The organism is Pseudomonas sp. SA195, from assembly GCF_054131565.1.
Genome location: NZ_CP096392.1, coordinates 2,173,754 through 2,193,726, shown reverse-complemented (window position 1 = coordinate 2,193,726; position 19,973 = coordinate 2,173,754). Strand labels below are relative to the sequence as shown.

Here is a 19,973-nt window from a genome sequence, read left to right as displayed (position 1 = left end):
CCAGAACATCCCAATAGCCAGCGAGGCGACTACGTGCTTGAAAGCTTTATCGCGGCCAGTCTGTTGGCGGCCGTGCACCTGACCGCTGGCGGTTTACGCATGCTGAATCGCGTCCCTCGCAGCCGTTGGCTATCTGCAGCGGGTGGGGTCGCAGTGGCCTATGTCTTCGTGCACCTGTTGCCGGATCTCGCCCGCGGACAACGGGTGATGGACGGTATCGACATCGCCTTGTTGAGCTATCTGGAACACCACGCCTACCTGCTTGCCCTCCTCGGCCTCGTGGTGTTCTACGGCCTCGAACGCATGATCAAGCAGCATCGCCAGGGCAAGCCCGACCATCACGACACGCATCCGGCGATGTTCTGGCTGCATATCGGGGCGTTCGGCCTGTACAACGGGTTGATCGGGTACTTACTCGTCCACGGAGAGAGCGAAAACATGACCGACCTGGCCCTTTATTGCTTTGCGATGGGGCTGCACTTTCTCGTCAACGACTTCGCCCTACAGGATGCCCACAAGGATCTCTTCAGCCACCGCGGGCGCTGGCTGCTCGCGGTAATGCCGTTGGCCGGTTGGGTCGTGGGCAGCTTGACGGAGGTGTCTGCCCTGGCCGTGTCGGCCTTAGCCGCCTTTCTCGGCGGTTCGATCATCCTCAACGTCCTTAAGGAAGAACTGCCGGAGGAGCGCAACAGCCGGCTTGGCGCATTCCTGCTGGGATCGATGGGCTATGCGGCGCTACTGCTCGCGGTCACGGGTGGTTAGGTGAACATTGGACATCACATACGGATATCCATATATTCGCTGACCCATATGCGAATTTCCCATGCCGCATGAGCGACTCGATGACACCGCCCGACCTATTCAAGTGCCTGGCAGATGAGACCCGCACGCGAATCGCCTTGCTTATCGCGCGTCAGGGCGAGCTCTGTGTATGTGAATTGACCTGTGCGCTGGAGCAGAGCCAGCCGAAGATCTCACGCCATCTGGCCGTGCTAAGAAGCAGCGCCTTGCTCGAAGATCGCCGCAAAGGCCAATGGGTCTACTACCGGCTCCATCCTGACCTCCCGAAGTGGGTCCTGACACTGCTCATGCACACAGCCGAGGCCAACGCCGATTGGACGGCTGGCGATAACGAGCGTCTGAACGCGATGCGCAACCGTCCCGGTGCGTGCAACTGACGAGCGCCGGGCCAGACCCCTCCCGCGCCAACCCGAGGAGCAACACGTGACTGAGCCGCAAGACCTCGATCTGCCGAACGTCGATGACGCCCTGTTTGCCCTGCCGGACCTCGCACGTCTCGGCCAGCAGACGCCACCGCCCCACCCACCGCGCATTCTGCTGCTCTACGGCTCGAACCGGAGCCAGTCGTACAGTCGACTGCTGGTCCAGGAAGCCGCACGGCTGTTGCAGCGTCTCGGCGCTGACACTCGCCTATTCGACCCGTCCGGCCTGCCTTTGCCGGACGATGCGCCCGATACGCATCCGAAGGTCCAGGAACTCCGTGAGCTGATGCAGTGGTCCGAAGGGCAAGTCTGGTGTTCTCCGGAACGTCACGGTTCGATGAGTGCGGTGTTCAAAGCGCAGATCGACTGGGTGCCACTTGCCATGGGCGCCATTCGCCCCACCCAGGGCAAGACGCTCGCCGTGATGCAGGTCTGTGGCGGGTCTCAGTCCTTCAACGTCGTGAACCAGCTACGCGTGCTCGGCCGCTGGATGCGCATGGTCACCATTCCTAACCAGTCGTCGGTGCCCAAGGCATTCCTGGAGTTCGATGCCAACGGCCGGATGAAACCGTCTGCCTACTATGACCGGCTGGTTGACGTTATGGAGGAGCTGATGAAGTTCACCTTGCTGCTGCGTGGCCGCGAGGCGTATCTGGTCGATCGCTATTCCGAACGCAAGGAATCGGCAGCCGCGCTCTCCCAGCGCGTCAACCAGCGATCGATATAAGCAGACCGTTACGGACCCTGACGTGATCAAGACATTCGCGCTGTTCGCACTGACCGCCCTGGCGGAAATCGTCGGTTGCTACCTGCCCTACCTCTGGTTGCGCCAAGGCAAAAGCGCCTGGCTGCTCATTCCGGCGGCGGCCTCGCTAGGTCTGTTCGCCTGGCTCTTGACGCTGCACCCGACTGCGGCGGGCCGGGTCTATGCGGCCTATGGGGGCGTCTACATAGGGGCTGCAATTCTCTGGCTGTGGCTGGTGGACAAGATCCGGCCCACCGGCTGGGATCTGCTCGGCTCGGCCGTCGCTCTCGTCGGTATGGCCATCATCATGTTCGCGCCCCGTCACGGCTGATCTATCACCACTTGAGGAGCAATGGTTATGGCATTGAAAGTCGGTATCAACGGGTTTGGCCGTATCGGGCGGCTAGTATTGCGTGCTGCCTGGGATTGGCCGGAGCTTGAGTTCATCCACGTCAACGACCCTGCTGGAGATGCGAAGACCCACGCGCACCTGCTGAACTTCGATTCGGTGCATGGTCGCTGGAACCACGAGGCGGGGCATGACGGTGACGAGCTGGTCATCGGTAGGCAACGGATCACGGTCACCGCCAACAAGGCAATCGGCGATACGGATTGGTCGGGCTGCGACCTGGTGATCGAGTGCAGCGGCAAGATGAAGACGGTGTCCGTGCTGCAGGCCTACCTTGACCAAGGCGTCAAACGCGTCGTGGTCAGCGCACCAGTGAAAGAGCCAGGCGCGCTGAACGTCGTCATGGGTGTCAACGATGCGCTTTTCGACCCCGCTCAGCATCGCATCGTGACCGCAGCGTCCTGCACCACGAATTGCCTGGCCCCTGTGGTCAAGGTGATTCACGAGCATCTCGGCATCCGTCACGGCTCGATCACCACGATCCATGATCTGACCAATACACAAAGCATCCTCGATCAGCCGCACAAGGATTTACGCCGCGCACGCGCCTCGGGCATGAGCCTGATCCCGACCACCACCGGGTCGGCCACCGCTATCGCCGAAATTTTTCCGGCGTTGCGCGGCAAGCTCAACGGACATGCCGTGCGGGTTCCGCTGGCCAACGCTTCGCTGACCGACTGCGTGTTCGAGCTCGACCGGGCCACCACGGTCGAAGAGGTCAATGGCTTGCTACGCAGCGCCGCCGAAGCCGGCCCACTGCACGGCATCCTCGGCTACGAAGAGCGCCCGCTGGTCTCGATCGACTACCGCACCGACCCGCGGTCATCGGTCATCGACGCGCTGTCGACCATGATCGTCAACGGCACGCAGCTCAAGCTTTACGCCTGGTATGACAACGAATGGGGCTACGCCAACCGCACCGCCGAGCTTGCACGCAAGGTCGGCATGGCCTGAGCCGCCCGGGCCGACGCTGATGCCGGCCCTCGATCCTTTTCGAGATGACCATGACCGCCCTCTCCCCCGCCGTCCGCCAATACCTGATCGTGACGGGCAATTACTGGTTGTTCACGCTCACCGATGGTGCGCTGCGAATGCTGGTGGTGCTGCACTTCCACGCGCTTGGCTACAGCCCGCTGGAAATCGCCGCACTCTTTCTCTTCTACGAAATCTTCGGGGTGGTGACCAACCTGGTCGGCGGTTACCTCGGCGCGCGGCTCGGGCTCAACCGCACCATGAACATGGGCCTGGGTTTGCAGGTGCTGGCGCTGCTGATACTCACGGTGCCAGCGGCCTGGCTGACGGTGCCATGGGTGATGGCGGCGCAGGCGATGTCCGGTATTGCCAAGGACCTGAACAAGATGAGCGCCAAGAGCAGCATCAAGATGCTCGTGCCGGACGACCAGCAGGGGCAACTCTATAAATGGGTGGCGATCCTGACCGGCTCGAAGAACGCGCTCAAGGGCGTCGGTTTTTTCCTGGGCGGTGCCCTGCTCGCCTGGCTCGGCTTTCGCGGGGCGCTGTTAAGCCTGGCCGGCATGCTTGCGATGGTCTGGATCGCCAGCCTGGTGCTGCTGGAGCAGGACCTTGGCAAGGCCAAAGCAAAGCCGAAGTTTCGCGACCTGCTGTCCAAAAGTCGCGCGATCAACGTGCTGTCCGCCGCGCGTCTGTTCCTATTCGGCGCGCGGGACGTCTGGTTTGTGGTCGCGCTGCCGGTCTATCTGTCAGCGGTGTTGGGCTGGGATTTCTGGCAAACGGGCGGTTTTCTCGCCGCTTGGGTGATCGGCTACGGGGCGGTCCAGTCACTGGCCCCTGCGGTGACCGGCAAGCGCCGCGGGCATATCCCGGACGGCCGTGCCGCGCTGGGCTGGGCGCTGCTGCTGGCCTGGCTGCCAGGCGCCATTGCGTTAGGACTGGCAGCAAATCTTCCACCAGAGCCCGTTCTAATCGGCGGATTGCTGCTGTTTGGCGCGCTCTTCGCCATTAACTCATCGCTGCACAGCTACCTGATCGTGTCCTATGCCAAGCAGGACGGCGTCTCGCTCGATGTCGGCTTCTATTACATGTCGAACGCCATGGGGCGGTTGATCGGCACCTTGTTGTCGGGGTGGGTGTATCAAAGTCACGGCCTGGCAGCCTGCCTGTGGGTATCCACCGCGTTTCTGCTACTCGCCGCAGCGATTTCGTTCGGGCTGCCACGGCATGCGCAACCGGCCGGCTTAACCTGATCAGGGGAGCTAATCACCCGCGCCGCTGAGCAGATGGCTCAGCACCGAGCGCAGTTTTCCCGCTTTCACCGGTTTGTTGAGAACCGGCACGCCATAGCCATGCAAGGCTTTGCGGCATTCGTCGCTGCGGTCTGCGGTGATCATCACCACCGGAATCGTCTGGCTGAAACGCGTGCGCAGCGACTGCGCGACGTCCCAGCCGGTCACCCCCTGGTCCAAGTGGTAGTCGGCGAGTATCAATTCCGGCGCGATGCCGGTCAGCGCCTCGATGGCGCCGGCCTCATTCTCGGCAGTCAGTACTTCGCACCCCCACTGCCCGAGCAACGCGGCCATGCTGTGCAGGATGCTCAGCTCATTATCGATGACCAACAGGCGGCGCCCTGGCAGCGGGTCGCCCGGCAGCGCTTGCTTGGCCGGCTGATCAGTGGCGGGCTGATTCGGCATCTCCGCCAGCGGCACCTCGATACTGAACACCGAGCCTCGCCCAGGCTGGGAACGCACCTGGATGCGGTAGTCGAGCATGCTGGCGATGCGATCAACGATCGCCAGCCCCAGCCCGACGCCAGCCCGTTCCGCCGCGCGCTGTACGCCAAGCTGGTTGAATTCTAGAAAGATCGACGGCAGCTGGTCGGCCTCGATCCCGCGGCCGGTATCCCAGACTTCTACCCGCAGCTTGTCGCCCCGCCGGCGCGCACCAAGGAAAACCCGGCCGCAGTCGGTGTAGCGGCAGGCATTGCTGAGGAAGTTACGCAGGATGCGGGTCAACAGCCGAAAATCGCTGCGCAGTGCATAGCCTGGAATGAAGTGATCGAAACCAAGCCCCTCCGCTTCGGCGACGGACTGGAACTCCGAAACCAGCGGCAGGAGCACCTCATCGAGCCGGTACACCTCGATGTCCGGCTTGATGGCCTGCTGGTCCAGTTTGGAGATGTCGAGCAGGTCGGTAAGCAAGTCCTCCGCGCCTTCCAGTGCCTGATGCGCGCGCTCCACGAGGGTGTGCTCGCCTGCTGGCAACGCGCGCTCGCGTAGCGTGGAGATCAGCAAACGGGCGGCATTGAGCGGCTGCAGCAGATCATGGCTCGCGGCGGCCAGATACTTGTCCTTGCTGCGGTTGGCCGCCTCGGCGGCGTCACGTGCCTTGCGCAGCTCCAGTGTTCGCTCGGCGACGCGCTGCTCGAGCTGCTCGTTGAGTTGCACCAGGTGCATCTGGGCGAGCTTGCGCTCGGTGATGTCCGCGACGAACCCCTCGACGAGGCCGTCTTCGTCCGGCTTGAGCAGCAGGTTCATCATGACGTCGATCGCGCTACCGTCCTTGCGCCTGAGCCGCGTCTCGTAGCCGAACAGGCCCAGTTGCGTGCTGAGCGTGTGGCGAATTCGCTTGAGCTCTTCTTCACCGCCGATAAACAGGTGGTGCGACAGATCGGTCAGCGCCCACAGCGCCTCGGTCGGGTTCTGGTAGCCGAGCATGCGCGCCAGTGCCGGGTTGGCGGCTCGGATGCCTTCCTGGAGGCTGGCCTGGAAGATCCCGTGCACGGCGTGTTCGAAGAGCCATTTGTAGCGGTTGCGCTCGGCCTCCAGCTCTTCGAGCCGTGCGACCAGTTCCGGGTAGTGGCTCTTGCGCGCCGAATGAGTGCCGAGACCGAGCAAGCCGGCCAGCGCATCATCCTGCTCAGAGTGCTTCGGCATACACCACTTCGACATCGCGCTGGGTGGATGAGCGCGGGTTGGTCAGGATGCAGGGGTCCTGCATTGCGTGCTGTGAGAGGAACGGAATGTCCGACAGATTGACCCCATGCAGGCGGAGCGTTTCATGGAAGCCGATGGCCTGCTTGAGACTGATCAGATGCTGCACGAGCCGTTCGCGAATCTGCCGGTGGTTCAGGCCGCGGCTGTCGATGCCGAGGGTCTCGGCCACCTTCTTGAAGCGGTCCGGCGCGGCGTCGTAGTTGAAGGCGACTACATGTTCGACCAGCACCGCATTGCACAGGCCGTGTGGCAGGTCCAGGTAACCGCCGAGGCTGTGCGACATGGCGTGCACGGCGCCAAGGATGGCATTGGAGAAGGCCAGCCCGGCCTGCATGCTGCCGAGCATGATCTTCTCGCGCAGGTCGATATCCGCGGGGTTGGCGATCATCTCCACCAGATGGCCATTGATCAGCCGCATGGCCTCCAAGGCGTGAGGATCGGTCAGTGGGCCATGGCCGGTGGACACGAAGGCCTCAATGGCATGCACCAGCGCGTCGATGCCGGTGCAGGCGGAGAGGAACGGATCCATGCTGAGCGTGGTTTCCGGGTCGATCAGCGACACATCCGGCACGGCACCCTTGCTGACGATCGAAAACTTCATCCGCTCGGCCTGGTTGGAGATGATCACAAACTGCGAGACATCGGCCGAGGTACCGGCTGTAGTCGGGATCAGGATCAGTGGTGGGCTCGGTACGCGCAGGGTGTCGACGCCTTCGAACTCGACGATGTCGCGGCCATGCGCGACGGCGATACCGATACCCTTGGCGCAATCCATGGGGCTGCCACCGCCAACGGCGACGATCACGTTGCAGCCTTCGTCGCGATAGACCTCGGCTCCCAGCATGACCTCTTCGGAACGCGGGTTAGCTGAAACCTGGGTGAACAGGTGAAAATCGATCTCCTGGCGCGCCAGGCTGGCCTGTACGTCGGCCACCCAGCCAGCCGTGACGACTCCGGGGTCAGACACCAACAGCACCTTGCGGGCGCCGAAGTTCTTCGCATAGTTGCCGGCGCTGTGCCGACAGCCCGCGCCGAAAACAATTTCTGGTGAGACGAATTTGCGCTGCAGGCTCAGGTTGGGGCTCATACAACAGCCTATCGTTATTGTTCTGGATGTCCGGCAAGCCTACTGCTTTCGGCTACCAAAGCAATCGGCAAATAGGCGCATGAGTCGCCAGGCTCAGCCGTCCAGTAAGCCTTGGTAGAAGGTGCATTCCCGCTCCAGCGCATCAGCCAGGTTGGCGGCCTGGCGGAAGCCGTGCCGCTCCTCTGGATAGAGGTGGTATTCGACCGGAACGCCCTGAGCGCGCAATGCCTCGACCATCGATGCGGTTTGCTCTGGCAGCACCACCGCATCCAGCCCGCCCTGGAAGAAGATCACCGGCACCTGGATCTGCGCTGCATTCTTTAACGGTGTGCGCTGCCGATAGCGGCGCGCGTCGAGATGGGGATCGCCTATCAGCCAATCCAGGTAATCCGCTTCAAACTTATGCGTGACCCGCCGCAACGCGAGCGGATCGCTGACGCCGTAGAGGCTCGCACCACCCGCAAATCCGGTATCTGCGGCCAGGGCGCACAAGGCGCTGTAGCCGCCGGCGCTGGACCCGCGAATGAAGGTGCGCGCCGGGTCGATTTCGCCGCGCTGCGCCAGGCACGCAACAGCGGCACAGGCGTCCTCCACATCGACCAGGCCCCACTGCTGATGCAGGCGTTGCCGGTAGGCTCGCCCGAAGCCGCTGCTGCCGCGATAGTTGATGTCCGCCACGGCGAAGCCGCGCTGCGTCCAGTACTGGATCCGCGCGTCGAAGACCGGATAGCTGGCGGACGTCGGGCCGCCGTGCATGAACACGACCAGTGGAGGTTTTTCGCCGGCAGCGCCTCGATGGCGGGCGTTGACCGGCGGGTAGAAAAACGCATGCGCGACCTCATCGACGCCCGTCGCGAAGCTAACGGCTTGTGGCTCGGACAGATTTTCGGACGGCAAAGGCTGCTCGCCGCCAGCGATGATTTCGATACGCCCATGTTGGCGGTCGATCGCCAGTATCGCCGGAGTCCGGCTGGGCGAACCGGCGATGCAGTAGTAGCGCTGGCCGTCCGCGGCGAGTTGCCGGCAGCGGCTAAAGCCCTCCGCCATCGGCCGCTCGCTGCCCGTATCGTCCAGTTCTGCGAGCAACGCATAGCCATCGACCATAGGTGTCAGCAGCAAACGGCCGCCCTCTAACGGCAGGTAGCTGTGGGTGCCGAGCTGCCAGGGCGCAGGCGCGTAATCGAACCGCCTGGCACAGCTGCGCTGCTCCGGCACTAGCTCGTTGGCCTGGATGTGCCAGGGTTGCCACCAGCCATCGCGATCGGTAAGGCAATACAGGGTGCCATCCGGGGCAAAGCGCGGTTGCTGCAGTGATTCATTGCCGTTGCCGGCCAGGCGATTGGCTTGCGCCAGTCGACCGTCCGCCATGAAGGATGCGGACCACAGCTGCGTGGCCGTCCAGGGCTGCTCTGGACGTTGCCATTGAATCCAGGCGAGGTGCTGGCCGGTTGGATCAAGGCAGGGCGAGGCGTAGAAATCGGCCCCTTCGAGCAGCACCCTTCGCGAACCTTCTCGTATAAAAAGGCTGACAATTCGGTGCGTTACGATGCCTTCTTCATGCGATTCCTCGACCGCAATGATCGCCTGGCGCTGCGCATCGAATTGCAGATCGCCGTAGCGTGTGCCCTCTCGCTGCCTCAGCGCGATAGGCATGCTGCCCTCACCCAGCGATTGCAGGTAGACGCATTGATCCGCTTCGTTGACGAAGGCGACGCCCTGCTCCGTGACGCATAGCGCGCCACCGCCGTATTCATACATACGGCTGCGTAGCGAAAACCCCGGTGGCGTCAGGCACCTGCAATTGCCGCCCTGCCAGAACCAGAGCGTGCAGCGCCCGTCCGCTGGGTCGTACTGCACCCAGAACAGGCCCCCATGACCCGCACGCAGCTCAGCGAAATCGCGACTAGCTGAAGCGGCGTCCGCAGCGGTCCAGGCGCTCTGCCAGAAGCCATACGGCGTTTCGGTCTTGGTCATCTGCCCACTCGCTTCCTGTTAGGCCTTTACGATCAGCCGAGAGGCCTGCTCGTTGCGGAAGGTCAGCTCGTCAAGCCCGCGCGGTGCCTGCTCAGCTTGGGCTCGCGCAGCGAGAATCGCGCCGTGATGGGCTGATTTGCTGCACACCGGGTCCGCGTTGGCCGCGTCTCCGGTGAGCATGAATGCCTGGCAGCGGCAGCCGCCGAAGTCTTTTTCCTTCTCGTCGCAGGACTGGCACGGTTCGGGCATCCAGTCGAAACCGCGGAATTTGTTGAAGCCCAGCGAGTGCTTCCAGATCTGCTCAATGCTCTGCTCGCGCACGTTCGGAAACGTGATCGGCAGCTGGCGGGCGCTGTGGCACGGCAGCGCAGTGCCATCGGGCGTGATGTCGAGAAATAGATTGCCCCACCCGTTCATGCAGCCCTTGGGTCGCTCTTCGTAATAATCGGGCGTGACGAAAATCAGCTTGCAGGGGTGGTTCTCGGCAGCCAGCTTCTCGCGCCATTCGTTGGTGATGCGCTCGGCGCGAACCAGTTGGGCCTTGCTCGGCAGCAGCCCGGCGCGGTTGAGCTCGGCCCAGCCGTAGAACTGGCAGGTCGCGAGCTCGACGAAATCTGCCTCCAACTCCAGGCACAGCTGGATGATGCGGTCGATGTTATCGATGTTGTGCCGATGGGTGACGAAGTTGAGCACCATCGGATAGCCGTGTGCCTTGACCGCGCGGGCCATGGCGAGCTTCTGCGCGAACGCCTTTTTCGATCCGGCGAGCAGGTTGTTCACCTCTTCGTCCGCGGCCTGGAAGCTGATCTGGATATGGTCGAGCCCGGCATCGGCGAACGCGGCGATCTTGCTTTCGGTCAGACCGATACCGGAGGTGATCAGATTGGTGTAGTAGCCGAGTCCGCGGGCCGCCGCGATCAGTTCGGCCAGGTCCTGGCGCACCAGCGGCTCGCCACCGGAAAACCCGAGCTGCGCCGCGCCCAGCTCACGCGCCTGGCGGAACACATCGATCCATTCGGCCGTGCTCAGCTCGTCATGGCTACGGGCGAAATCCAGCGGATTGGAGCAATAGGGGCACTGCAAAGGGCAGCGATAGGTCAGTTCCGCCAGCAGCCAAAGCGGCGGGCCCGGCTCGAAGCCCGGCTTAGCGAAGCTCGATCCAGAACCGTTCAACGGCGACCTCCAGGAACGCGACGATGTCCTCCTCGATGCCCTCGGCATCCGGGTAGCGGGCCTGCAGGTCGGCAACGATGGCGCCCACAGTGCGTGTGCCATCGACCTCACCGAGCACGGCCGAAGCGCTCTCGTTGAGCTTGATCATGCCCTCCGGGTAGAGCAGCACGTGGCAGTCCTGCGCGGGTTCCCACTGGAAGCGAAAGCCACGGCGAAACGCCGGGACGCGGGTCAGCATGTCGGTCATTGCCTGCTCCTCGGTCAGGGCCTGGCTCATGGCTTGATGCCGGTGTGCCAGACGCGCTGGCGCGTGACGGTGTGGTACGGCGGGCGATCCAGCTCGTAGGCCATGCTCATGGCGTCGAGCATGCTCCAAAGCACGTCGAGTTTGAACTGCAGGATGTTGAGCATCCGCTCCTGGCCTTCCCTCGTCGTGTAATGCTCGAGCGTGATGCGCAGGCCGTGCTCGACATCCCGCCGCGCCTCCTTCAGCCGCTTGCGGAAGTAGTCATAACCGGACGGATCGATCCAGCCATAGTGCTGCGGCCAGGCGTCGAGCCGCGACTGGTGGATGGTCGGCGCGAAGAGTTCGGTCAGCGAACTGCTGGCCGCCTCCTGCCAGACGGCGCGGCGGGCGAAATTGACATAGGCGTCTACCGCGAAGCGCACGCCGGGCAGCACGAGTTCCTGAGACAACACCTGTTCGCGGTCCAGCCCCACGGCTTCGGCCAGCCGTAGCCAGGCTTCGATTCCCCCTTCCTCACCCGGCCGACCGTCGTGATCGATGATGCGCTGGACCCACTCGCGGCGGGCATCGCGGTCCGTGCAGTTGGCCATGATCGCCGCGTCCTTCACCGGGATGCAGACCTGGTAGTAGAAACGGTTGGCGACCCAGCCCTGGATCTGCTCGGGCGTGGCGCGGCCTTCGTACATTGCCCGATGGAAAGGATGGTGGATGTGGTAGTAGTCGCCCTTGGCGCGCAGCGCCTGCTCGAATTCGGCGGGGGTCATGGCTGGCAGGGTCATGAAGGCTTCCTTGGTCCGGCCCGACTGCGCTGGCGGCGCGACGGGCTTCGATGAGGTCGTGTCTGGTGTGCTGTTGCCATGCTAAAGCTCGATGCTCATGCCATCGAACGCCACCTCGATGCCATGCTCGCCGAGGATTTCCCGCTCGGCCGAGTCCTCGTCGAGGATGGGGTTGGTGTTGTTGATGTGGATGAGGATCTTGCGTGCGGCAGGCATGCCGTCGAGCACCTCGATCATGCCGCCGGGACCGCTCTGCTGCAGATGGCCCATCTCCGAGCCGAGCTTGGTGCCCACCTCACGGACGCGCATCTCGTCGTCGCGCCAGAGCGTGCCGTCCACCAGCAGGCAGTCGGCGCCGCGCATCAAATCGAGCAACTGCGGGCTGACCTTGCCCAGGCCCGGCGCGTAGAACAGGGTCCCGCCGGTCGTCCGGTCCTCGATCAGCAGGCCAATGTTGTCACCGGGGTGCGGGTCGTTGCGGTGCGGCGAGTAAGGCGGAGCGGCGCTGCGCAGCGGGATCGGCGTGAACTTCAGACCCGGGCAGGCCGGAATGGAGAAATCGCCATCCAGCGCAATGGGGTTCCAGCGCAGGCCGCCGTTCCAGTGTTCGAGCATCTTGAACACGGGGAAACCAGTGGTGAGGTCCTGATGGACCATCTCGGTGCACCAGACATCATGCGGGCAGCCCTCGCGCAGGGTCAGCAGGCCAGTGGTGTGGTCGATCTGGCTGTCGAGCAGGATGATCGCGCCGATAGCAGTGTCCCGCGGGCCACGCGCGGGTTGCAGCTTGGGAAAGGATTCGAGCTGCGCGCGGATGTCCGGTGAGGCGTTGCACAGGATCCAGTCTTCGCCGTTGGCGCTGATGGCGATCGAGGACTGGGTGCGAGGCCGAGCGCGCAGCGTGCCGTTGCGCAGCCCTGCGCAATTGGCGCAATTGCAATTCCATTGGGGGAAGCCGCCGCCAGCAGCCGAACCGAGAATCTGGATATGCATGGGCAGCTCCCTGAAAAGCGGAGCCCCGGCCGGGGCCGGGGCAGATCGATCAGCGGTTGGCGAAGTACATGGTGACTTCGAAACCAATACGCAGGTCGGTAAAAGCAGGCTTAGTCCACATTGCAGGTTCCTCTCTGGTCTGGTGCCGGACGTATTCCGACGCCGCATTAAGCACCCAGGTCTGCGAAAAGCAGAATGGTACTTTGGAAGGAGACCGCGCCCTGCGTTGGTAGTGCCATGCGCCCTGCCCTCGCCAGGCCCGGCGCCAGAGCCGTGCAGACCGTTCGTCAGCCGTTGCGCGTCGCCGGGCGTCCATGCGTGCCGCGCCAGCCCAATTCATTGCTCAGGGTCGCCATCGGCGAAAACATGTCGTAATCGAATTCGGTCAGCCTGATGCCCTCGCGGACGCGGATCGGCCAGTCGTGGTTAGCCAGCGCGGCCTTGCCGATGGCCAGCAGGTCGGCCTCGCCGCGCTCGAGCAAGCCTTCGGCCTGTGCGCCGGTCGCGATGCCGCCGTTGGCCACGACAGGGATCGACACGCATGCCTTGGCGATCGCCGCGAGGCTCGGCCCGTCCTCGAAGGCCGGTGCGCTGGCGTCATACTCGGTCACGTGCAGGTAGTCGAGGCCCGCGCCAGCGAGCGTCACGAAACGATCGCGCGCCGCCTCGACGCCGCCGTCCCACTTCAGGCGGCTGTTGGTCACCATGCCCTGCGACAAGCGCATGCCGACGACGAAGTCCGCCCCGACGGCGTCGCGAACGGCTCGAATGACCTCCAGCGGCAACGCCAGCCGCGCCTTGTGGTCGCCACCCCAGCGGTCGGTCCGCTGGTTGAATTCCGCACTGATGAATTCGTGGAGCAGGTAACCGTTGGCGCCATGCAGCTCGACGCCATCGAACCCCGCCGCTCGCGCATGGCGGGCAGCCTGAACGAAGCCTTCAATCGCGTCCTGGATCTCCGTTTCAGTCATTTCGGCCGGCGTGGCGTAAGGTCCCTCACCGCCATAGAAGCTCAACTGCCGCCCGTCCGGCTGCACGGCGGAGGGCGCGACGTGGCGGGCATGGTGGATATTGCCCTGGGTCTGAGCACCGCCGTGCATCAGCTGCGCCACGATCGCCGCGCCTGCCTGGTGAACCGCGGTCACGACCGGTACCCAGCTGTCGCGATGCGCCTCGGTCGCCAGCCCTGGCTGATTGAAATAGCCCTGGCTGTAAGCGGTGTCGGTGTAGATGCCTTCGGTGATGAGCATGCCGAAACCACCCTCGGCGAAGGCCTGGTAGTAGTCACGCATCATCTCGTTGGCCATGCCTTCCGGCTCGGCACTGACACGCGTCATCGGGGCCAGGACGGCACGGTTGGGAAGTGTCAGGGCGTTCAGCTTGAGGGGGTCGAACAAGCGGGGCATGGGTGGCTCCTCATCAGTGGGGTCTGCTGAATCTGAGAGGGGCATGGGCATGAGCGTTGGAGTTCGGTTCGGTACGCCGTCGTCCTCGCCGGCATCGAACAATCGAAGGCGAACCAGCCGATGGGGAGTTGGTTGAGCGCTTGGTTTCGCCCAACGCGAAGATCGCCGAATTTCCGCGAATACGTCCCCTTTTGCCACCACTCCAGTGCCACACCGAAAACCACCAGCCAAAAAAAACGCGACCCATGGGGTCGCGTCGCGTTGATGAACCGATCAGGCACCGCCTGCGCCCAACCGATCCCCGCACCGCAGTGCGAGCCAGTCAAACCGGCGCGCTGGAGCGAACGCGCCGGATCCTCCGAGTTGAAACCTGCTGGCTAGAAGAAGCCCAGCGGGTTGATGTCGTAGCTGATCAAGAGGTTCTTGGTCTGCTGGTAGTGGTCGAGCATCATCTTGTGGGTTTCGCGACCGACACCGGACTTCTTGTAACCACCGAACGCCGCGTGCGCCGGATACAGGTGGTAGCAGTTGGTCCAGACACGGCCGGCCTTGATTCCGCGGCCCATGCGGTAGGCGCGGTTGATGTCGCGGGTCCAGACGCCGGCGCCCAGGCCGAACTCGGTGTCATTGGCGATTGCCAGCGCCTCGGCTTCATCCTTGAAAGTCGCGACGCCCACTACCGGCCCGAAGATCTCTTCCTGGAACACGCGCATCTTGTTGTGGCCCTTGATCAGGGTCGGCTGCACGTAGTAACCCGTCGACAGGTTGCCCTCGAGCTTCTCCGCGGCACCGCCGGTGAGGATCTGCGCGCCCTCCTGCTGGGCAATTTCCATGTAGGAGAGGATCTTGTCGAACTGCTGCTCGGACGCCTGGGCACCGACCATGGTGTCGGTATCCAGCGGATTGCCACGCTTGATCGCCTTGATCTTCTTCATCACCACTTCCATGAAGGGCTCGAAGATCGATTCGTGAATCAGTGCGCGCGACGGGCAGGTGCAGACTTCGCCCTGGTTGAAGAACGCCAGCACCAGACCCTCGGCCGCTTTTTCGATAAAGGCCGGCTCGGCGTTCATGATGTCTTCGAAGAAGATGTTCGGGCTCTTGCCGCCCAGTTCCACGGTGCTCGGGATGATGTTCTCAGCAGCGCAACGCATGATGTGCGAGCCGACCGGAGTCGAGCCGGTGAAGGCGATCTTGGCGATACGGGTGTTGGTGGCGAGTGCCTGACCCGCTTCCTTGCCGAAGCCCTGGACGATGTTCAGCACGCCGGCCGGCAGCAGGTCGCCAATGATTTCAGCCAGGACCATGATCGACAGCGGGGTCTGCTCGGCGGGCTTGAGCACCACGCAGTTGCCGGCGGCCAGCGCCGGCGCCAGCTTCCACGCGGCCATCAGCAGCGGGAAGTTCCACGGGATGATCTGCCCGACCACGCCCAGCGGCTCGTGGAAGTGATAGGCCGCGGTGTGCTCGTTGATCTCGGCAGCGCTGCCTTCCTGGGCGCGGATGCAGCCAGCGAAGTAACGGAAGTGATCGGCGGCCAGCGGCACGTCGGCGTTCAGGGTTTCACGCACGGCCTTGCCGTTGTCCCAGGTCTCGGCAATGGCGAGTTTTTCCAGGTTGGCTTCGATGCGGTCGGCGATCTTCAGCAGGATCAGGGCGCGGTCCTGGACGGCAGTCTTGCCCCAGGCATCAGCGGCGGCGTGAGCGGCATCCAGCGCCTTCTCCACGTCTTCGGCGCCCGAACGAGGGAATTCAGCGATGACTTCACCATTGACCGGCGAGGTGTTGACGAAGTACTCGCCCTTGACCGGCGGGACGAATTCACCGCCGATGAAGTTGCCATAGCGTGGCTTGAAGGAAATGACGGAGCCTTCCGTACCGGGTTGGGCGTAGATCATGAGCGGCCTCTCTGTTTTTCTGCTTGTAGGAGCCTGGCCGGGAAAAGGTCAGGGCATGGAACGATCTTAGGCAGCCCACACTCGCCTCCGAAATGCACCCAACGGCGCGATGAGTTCGTTATTTGGTAGTAGGCGCAAGGCGTTAGCACGGTGGTCCGGCGGGGTGCCGTCTGGCACCTCGGTATGGCCCCGTACTCCGCTGGCCGAATAAATTCGGCCCTACAGGTTCTGCCAACCGATCGGCCCCGCACGCGCCGTAGGGGCGAATTTATTCGCCCGACGGGGTTCCGCCTGGCACTTCGGTGAAGCCCCAGACTCCGCTGGCCGAATAAATTCGGCCCTACAGGTGCCACCAACCGGTCGGGCCTGCACGCACCGTAGGGGCGAATTTATTCGCCCGACGGGGTTCCGTCTGGCACTTCGGTGAAACCCCGTATTCCGCTGGCCGAATAAATTCGGCCCTACAGGATTTGCCAACCGATCGGTCCCGCACGCACCGTAGGGGCGAATTATTCGCCGGCGGGGTGCCGTCTGGCACTTCGGTGAAGCCCCGTACTCCGCTGGCCGAATAAATTCGGCCCTACAGGTTCTGCCAACCGATCGGGCCCGCACGCACCGTAGGGGCGAATTTATTCGCCCGGGCAAATAAAAACCCCGCCAGGCGGCGGGGTTTCGGGTGCATGGCGGATCAGCGCTGGGCGACCGCCCGGTCCTTCGGCAGCTTGAAGGTCCAGACCATGCCGCCCTGGTTGAAGTCCTTCACGCGCTTGGCGACTTCGCCGCCCCACAGCGGAACAGCGCCGCCCCAGCCAGAGAGGACGGAGACATACTGCTCGCCATCCATCTCCCAGGTGACGGGCGAGCCGACGATGCCCGAACCGGTGTTGAACTCGTACACCTTCTTGCCCGTCTTGGCGTCGAACGCCATCAGGAAGCCTTCAGGGTTACCCGTGAATACCAGGTTGCCCTTGGTCGCCAGCACACCGCCCCACAGCGGCGCGTAATTCTCGTAGCGCCAGACTTCCTTGCCGGTCTTCGGGTCGATGGCGCGCAGCACGCCGATGTATTCCTCGTTCAGCGGATGGATGGTGAAGCCCGCACCCAGGTAGGCCGCGCCCTTCTTGTAGGCGACGCCTTCGTTCCAGATGTCCATGCCCCACTCGTTGGAGGGTACGTAGAACAGGCCGGTGTCCTGGCTGTAGGCCATGGGCATCCAGTTCTTGCCGCCGAGGAAGGACGGTGCGACGAACACCGAAGAGCCCTTGTCCGCGTCGCCCGGCTTGCCGGGGCGGTTGGCATCGTCGTAGATCGGGCGCCCGTCCTTGTCCAGGCCCTTGGCCCAGGTGATCTTGTCGACGAACGGGAAGCCGCGGATGAACTTGCCGTTGGTGCGGTCGAGCACGTAGAAGAAGCCGTTGCGGTCCGCGGTACCGGCCGCCTTGATGGTCTTGCCGCCGTCCTGGTAATCGAAGGAGATCAGCTCGTTCACACCGTCGAAGTCCCAGCCATCATGCGGCGTGGACTGGAAATGCCACTTGATCGAGCCATCGTCCGGGTCCAGCGCCAGGCGCGATGATGAGTACAGGTTGTCGCCAGGGCGCAGGTGGGAGTTCCACGGCGAGGGGTTACCGGTGCCGAACAGCAGCGAGTCGGTATCCGGGTCGTAATAGCCGCCGAGCCAGGGTGCAGCACCGCCGGTCTTCCACAAGTCGCCCGGCCAGGTCTTGCCGGCTTCGCCGCCGGAAATGCCGTTCTCGACCTTTTTACCGTCCTTCATGACATAGCCCATGTGCCCTTCGACGGTCGGGCGGCTCCAGAGCAGTTCGCCGTTCTTCGGGTTGTAGGCTTCGATCTTGCCGACCACGCCGAACTCGCCACCGGCCACACCGGTAATGAGTTTCCCTTTGACGACCATCGGCGCGGCAGATATCGAGTACCCGGCTTTATAGTCGGCTACCTCCTTCTTCCAGACGACCTTGCCGGTGTCCTTGTTCAGCGCGACCAGTTTGGCGTCCAGGGTGCCGAAGATAACCAGATCGTCATAAAGCGCCACACCGCGGTTGATGACGTCGCAACACGGCATGATCCCGTCGGGCAGGCGCGCGTCGTACTGCCACAGTTCCTTGCCGGTGCGGGCATCGACTGCAAACACGCGGGAATAGGACCCGGTGATGTACATGACGCCGTCCTTGATCAGCGGCTGGGCTTCCTGGCCACGTTGTTTCTCGCCGCCGAATGAGAAGCCCCACACCGGACGCAGCTCGGTGACGTTATCGACGTTCAGCGTGTCCAGGGTGCTGTAGCGCTGGCCTTGCAAACCCAGCCCATTGGTAACGATCTGATCGGTGGATTTAGCGTCATCGAGGATTTCCTGGTCGGTGACTGCCCATGCCGACACGCTGGACAACGCCACGGCGGCGCAAAGCGCTTTCAGGACGAAGGGCTTGCGAAGACCGGTGTGCTTCATTGCGGCTACCTCTACGGGTTCATTGTTATCGTCGCCGGGAAAGATTCCCGGTATGGCCAGATTCTTCGGTGAAGGCCCTTTGCCAACAATTGAACGCAGTACCGATTTCCGTAGTTCCTTGGTAGCAATACCCTGCTGCAGCGTGCGCCGCGTGCCGCCTGACGAGACTAGAAGCACGCGCAGAACCTGCCACGGCATGAGCAGCACCAGCACAGATCATTGGCCCCGTTGATAGCGATAACCTGGCGCTGAGCCAGACAAGCGATCCAGGCGGGCACGACCCGTCGCGAGCCGATACGATAGCCACCTTGACCCCAGCTCCATGGCGAACACGCCCGTCGAGCTGCTCCTTCCTGTAATGGACGTCTGAATGAAAGCCAACTGGCCCCCGTTTCCCTGGGTTTGTTTCGCCATGTGCGTGGGTGTGATGGGCACCGCGCTGATCTCGCCTTTGTATCCGTTGTACAAGGCCGAATGGGCGCTGCGCACGAGCGATGTCTCGTTGATCTACGTGGTGTACATGGTGGGCGCCCTGTCCGGGCTGCTGTTCATGGGGCGCCTGTCGGATACGCTCGGCTTCCGGCGAGTCATGATGGCCGGGCTGCTGCTTGGCTGGCTTGGCACCCTGGTCACCATGCTCGCGTGGGATCTCCTGAGTTTGAATGTTGGTCGCTTCGCCGTCGGGCTGTCCTCCAGCCTGATCGTTACCAGCGCCTCCGTGGGCCTGGTGCAAATATCTCGCGAAGGGGCCTCGCAGCGGATCTCGACGATTACCAGTTTTCTACTGGCCTTTGGCTTCGGCCTCGGGCCGATCACCGGTGGAATCATCGGGCAATGGTTCAGCCATCCGTTGTTCGCGACCTATGTGCCGACGTTGGTGCTTGGTGTGCTGGCGATCTATGCGCTGATGCGTGTCGAACTCAAGGGCACCAGCGCCCCAGCCCCGCAGGCGCCAAGCTGGCGCGCCTTCGTGCCGCGGCTGGCCTGGGCGGACCGCGCCGACTCACTCGCCTTCGCTTTGACCTGCGCGTGCCCCTTCTTCGCCTTCGGCGTGTTTGGCGTCTACGCGTCGATGGCGCCGCTGTTTCTGGACCAGATGGTGCCCTGGCATGGGCCAATCGTTAGCGGCACTGCAATCGGGGTGATCTTGCTGGCGTCGGCGACCGTGCAGCTAATCTCGGCGCGGATGAGCCTGCGCTGGTGCGGGTTCCTCGGCCTGCTGGCCGTGGTATTGAGCAACGCAATGCTGGTGCTCAATTTCAGGATCGGCTCGCCAGTGATCTTCGCCGTCGGCGTCAGCAGCGCGGCTATCGGGCACGGCCTCTGCCTGCTAGCCGGCATCAGCATGGTGAACCGCATCGCCTCGCCCACTCAGCGCTCTGGCCTGATATCGACTTACCTGGTGTGCGGCTACGTTGGTAGCATCGTGCCGCTGATCGCCGCCGGCTGGATCGCGGACCATTTCGGTCTGCCCATGGCGATCACCATCCTGAGCCTGTCCGTCATCGCTATCGCCACGCCGGCAGCCATCGGCTACTTCCAGCACCCTCGCATGCGGGCGGCATGAAGCGCCACCGAAAGAACATAGCCGCGCGCACTCG

At 63.4% G+C, this 19,973-nt stretch carries 18 protein-coding genes; 7 read left to right on the top strand and 11 right to left on the bottom strand.

From position 1 onward, the window contains the following. The first annotated feature begins 33 nt into the window (after nt 1-33). From M1D78_RS10185 to arsJ, 6 genes are all read left to right on the top strand, one after another. The gene (locus tag M1D78_RS10185; RefSeq protein WP_437419377.1) at nt 34-762 is read left to right on the top strand and encodes a hypothetical protein; all 729 of its coding nucleotides are present in this window, start codon (nt 34-36) and stop codon (nt 760-762) included. 68 nt (nt 763-830) lie between these two features. After that, complete coding sequence (locus tag M1D78_RS10180) at nt 831-1,178, top strand: metalloregulator ArsR/SmtB family transcription factor (RefSeq protein ID WP_437419378.1); 348 nt, start codon at nt 831-833, stop codon at nt 1,176-1,178. A gap of 70 nt (nt 1,179-1,248) precedes the next feature. Beyond that, complete coding sequence (gene arsH / locus M1D78_RS10175; protein WP_437420351.1) at nt 1,249-1,950, top strand: arsenical resistance protein ArsH; 702 nt, start codon at nt 1,249-1,251, stop codon at nt 1,948-1,950. A 22-nt stretch (nt 1,951-1,972) separates the two neighbouring features. Further along, complete coding sequence (locus M1D78_RS10170; protein ID WP_437419379.1) at nt 1,973-2,299, top strand: YnfA family protein; 327 nt, start codon at nt 1,973-1,975, stop codon at nt 2,297-2,299. A gap of 27 nt (nt 2,300-2,326) precedes the next feature. Next, nucleotides 2,327-3,331 (top strand): ArsJ-associated glyceraldehyde-3-phosphate dehydrogenase, encoded by a 1,005-nt coding sequence (locus M1D78_RS10165; RefSeq protein WP_437419380.1) that lies wholly within the window; start codon nt 2,327-2,329, stop codon nt 3,329-3,331. 50 nt (nt 3,332-3,381) lie between these two features. After that, entirely contained in the window at nt 3,382-4,602 is a 1,221-nt protein-coding gene (gene arsJ, locus M1D78_RS10160; protein WP_437419381.1) for an organoarsenical effux MFS transporter ArsJ, read from the top strand. Between the two features lie 9 nt (nt 4,603-4,611). Here arsJ and M1D78_RS10155 read toward each other — a convergent pair whose 3' ends face one another. The 11 genes from M1D78_RS10155 to M1D78_RS10105 all read right to left on the bottom strand — a co-directional run bounded on the left by M1D78_RS10155 (nt 4,612) and on the right by M1D78_RS10105 (nt 18,372). Then, nucleotides 4,612-6,288, bottom strand: coding sequence for a PAS domain-containing hybrid sensor histidine kinase/response regulator (locus tag M1D78_RS10155; RefSeq protein ID WP_437419382.1), 1,677 nt, complete (start codon nt 6,286-6,288; stop codon nt 4,612-4,614). Beyond that, nucleotides 6,272-7,435 (bottom strand): alcohol dehydrogenase-like regulatory protein ErcA, encoded by a 1,164-nt coding sequence (gene ercA, locus M1D78_RS10150; RefSeq protein WP_437419383.1) that lies wholly within the window; start codon nt 7,433-7,435, stop codon nt 6,272-6,274. The genes M1D78_RS10155 and ercA overlap by 17 nt, the downstream gene beginning before the upstream one ends. Nucleotides 7,436-7,528: 93 nt before the next feature. Beyond that, entirely contained in the window at nt 7,529-9,409 is a 1,881-nt protein-coding gene (locus tag M1D78_RS10145; protein WP_437419384.1) for an alpha/beta hydrolase family protein, read from the bottom strand. Nucleotides 9,410-9,427: 18 nt separating this feature from the next. Further along, nucleotides 9,428-10,582, bottom strand: a complete 1,155-nt coding sequence (gene pqqE, locus M1D78_RS10140; protein WP_437419385.1) for a pyrroloquinoline quinone biosynthesis protein PqqE — start codon at nt 10,580-10,582, stop codon at nt 9,428-9,430. Next, on the bottom strand, nt 10,554-10,829 hold the full coding sequence (gene pqqD / locus M1D78_RS10135) for a pyrroloquinoline quinone biosynthesis peptide chaperone PqqD (protein ID WP_437420352.1): 276 nt from the start codon (nt 10,827-10,829) through the stop codon (nt 10,554-10,556). The genes pqqE and pqqD overlap by 29 nt, the downstream gene beginning before the upstream one ends. A 26-nt stretch (nt 10,830-10,855) precedes the next feature. Beyond that, nucleotides 10,856-11,608 (bottom strand): pyrroloquinoline-quinone synthase PqqC, encoded by a 753-nt coding sequence (gene pqqC, locus M1D78_RS10130; RefSeq protein WP_437419386.1) that lies wholly within the window; start codon nt 11,606-11,608, stop codon nt 10,856-10,858. Between the two features lie 81 nt (nt 11,609-11,689). After that, on the bottom strand, nt 11,690-12,601 hold the full coding sequence (gene pqqB / locus M1D78_RS10125; RefSeq protein ID WP_437419387.1) for a pyrroloquinoline quinone biosynthesis protein PqqB: 912 nt from the start codon (nt 12,599-12,601) through the stop codon (nt 11,690-11,692). A 49-nt stretch (nt 12,602-12,650) separates the two neighbouring features. Further along, a complete protein-coding gene (gene pqqA, locus M1D78_RS10120; protein WP_003253598.1) occupies nt 12,651-12,722 on the bottom strand; it encodes a pyrroloquinoline quinone precursor peptide PqqA in 72 nt (23 codons plus the stop codon). Nucleotides 12,723-12,888: 166 nt separating this feature from the next. Continuing rightward, entirely contained in the window at nt 12,889-14,007 is a 1,119-nt protein-coding gene (locus M1D78_RS10115; protein ID WP_437419388.1) for an oxidoreductase, read from the bottom strand. Between the two features lie 377 nt (nt 14,008-14,384). Beyond that, on the bottom strand, nt 14,385-15,905 hold the full coding sequence (exaC, locus tag M1D78_RS10110; protein ID WP_437419389.1) for an acetaldehyde dehydrogenase ExaC: 1,521 nt from the start codon (nt 15,903-15,905) through the stop codon (nt 14,385-14,387). A gap of 688 nt (nt 15,906-16,593) precedes the next feature. After that, nucleotides 16,594-18,372 carry a PQQ-dependent methanol/ethanol family dehydrogenase gene (locus M1D78_RS10105; RefSeq protein WP_437419390.1) on the bottom strand — a complete coding sequence of 593 codons (1,779 nt, stop codon included), beginning with the start codon at nt 18,370-18,372 and terminating at the stop codon, nt 16,594-16,596. Nucleotides 18,373-18,742: 370 nt separating this feature from the next. Between M1D78_RS10105 and M1D78_RS10100 the strand changes: the two genes are divergently transcribed. Continuing rightward, nucleotides 18,743-19,939 (top strand): MFS transporter, encoded by a 1,197-nt coding sequence (locus tag M1D78_RS10100; protein ID WP_437419391.1) that lies wholly within the window; start codon nt 18,743-18,745, stop codon nt 19,937-19,939. Nucleotides 19,940-19,973: the final 34 nt, after the last annotated feature.

Coding starts and splice junctions, on each gene's coding strand:
- M1D78_RS10100 (WP_437419391.1), top strand. CDS start 18,743: ATGAAAGCCAACTGGCCCCCGTTTCCCTGGGTTTGTTTCGCCATGTGC.
- M1D78_RS10155 (WP_437419382.1), bottom strand. CDS start 6,288: ATGCCGAAGCACTCTGAGCAGGATGATGCGCTGGCCGGCTTGCTCGGT.
- M1D78_RS10165 (WP_437419380.1), top strand. CDS start 2,327: ATGGCATTGAAAGTCGGTATCAACGGGTTTGGCCGTATCGGGCGGCTA.
- pqqD (WP_437420352.1), bottom strand. CDS start 10,829: ATGACCGACATGCTGACCCGCGTCCCGGCGTTTCGCCGTGGCTTTCGC.
- M1D78_RS10105 (WP_437419390.1), bottom strand. CDS start 18,372: ATGAAGCACACCGGTCTTCGCAAGCCCTTCGTCCTGAAAGCGCTTTGC.
- exaC (WP_437419389.1), bottom strand. CDS start 15,905: ATGATCTACGCCCAACCCGGTACGGAAGGCTCCGTCATTTCCTTCAAG.
- M1D78_RS10145 (WP_437419384.1), bottom strand. CDS start 9,409: ATGACCAAGACCGAAACGCCGTATGGCTTCTGGCAGAGCGCCTGGACC.
- ercA (WP_437419383.1), bottom strand. CDS start 7,435: ATGAGCCCCAACCTGAGCCTGCAGCGCAAATTCGTCTCACCAGAAATT.
- arsJ (WP_437419381.1), top strand. CDS start 3,382: ATGACCGCCCTCTCCCCCGCCGTCCGCCAATACCTGATCGTGACGGGC.
- M1D78_RS10180 (WP_437419378.1), top strand. CDS start 831: ATGAGCGACTCGATGACACCGCCCGACCTATTCAAGTGCCTGGCAGAT.
- pqqB (WP_437419387.1), bottom strand. CDS start 12,601: ATGCATATCCAGATTCTCGGTTCGGCTGCTGGCGGCGGCTTCCCCCAA.
- pqqC (WP_437419386.1), bottom strand. CDS start 11,608: ATGACCCTGCCAGCCATGACCCCCGCCGAATTCGAGCAGGCGCTGCGC.
- M1D78_RS10115 (WP_437419388.1), bottom strand. CDS start 14,007: ATGCCCCGCTTGTTCGACCCCCTCAAGCTGAACGCCCTGACACTTCCC.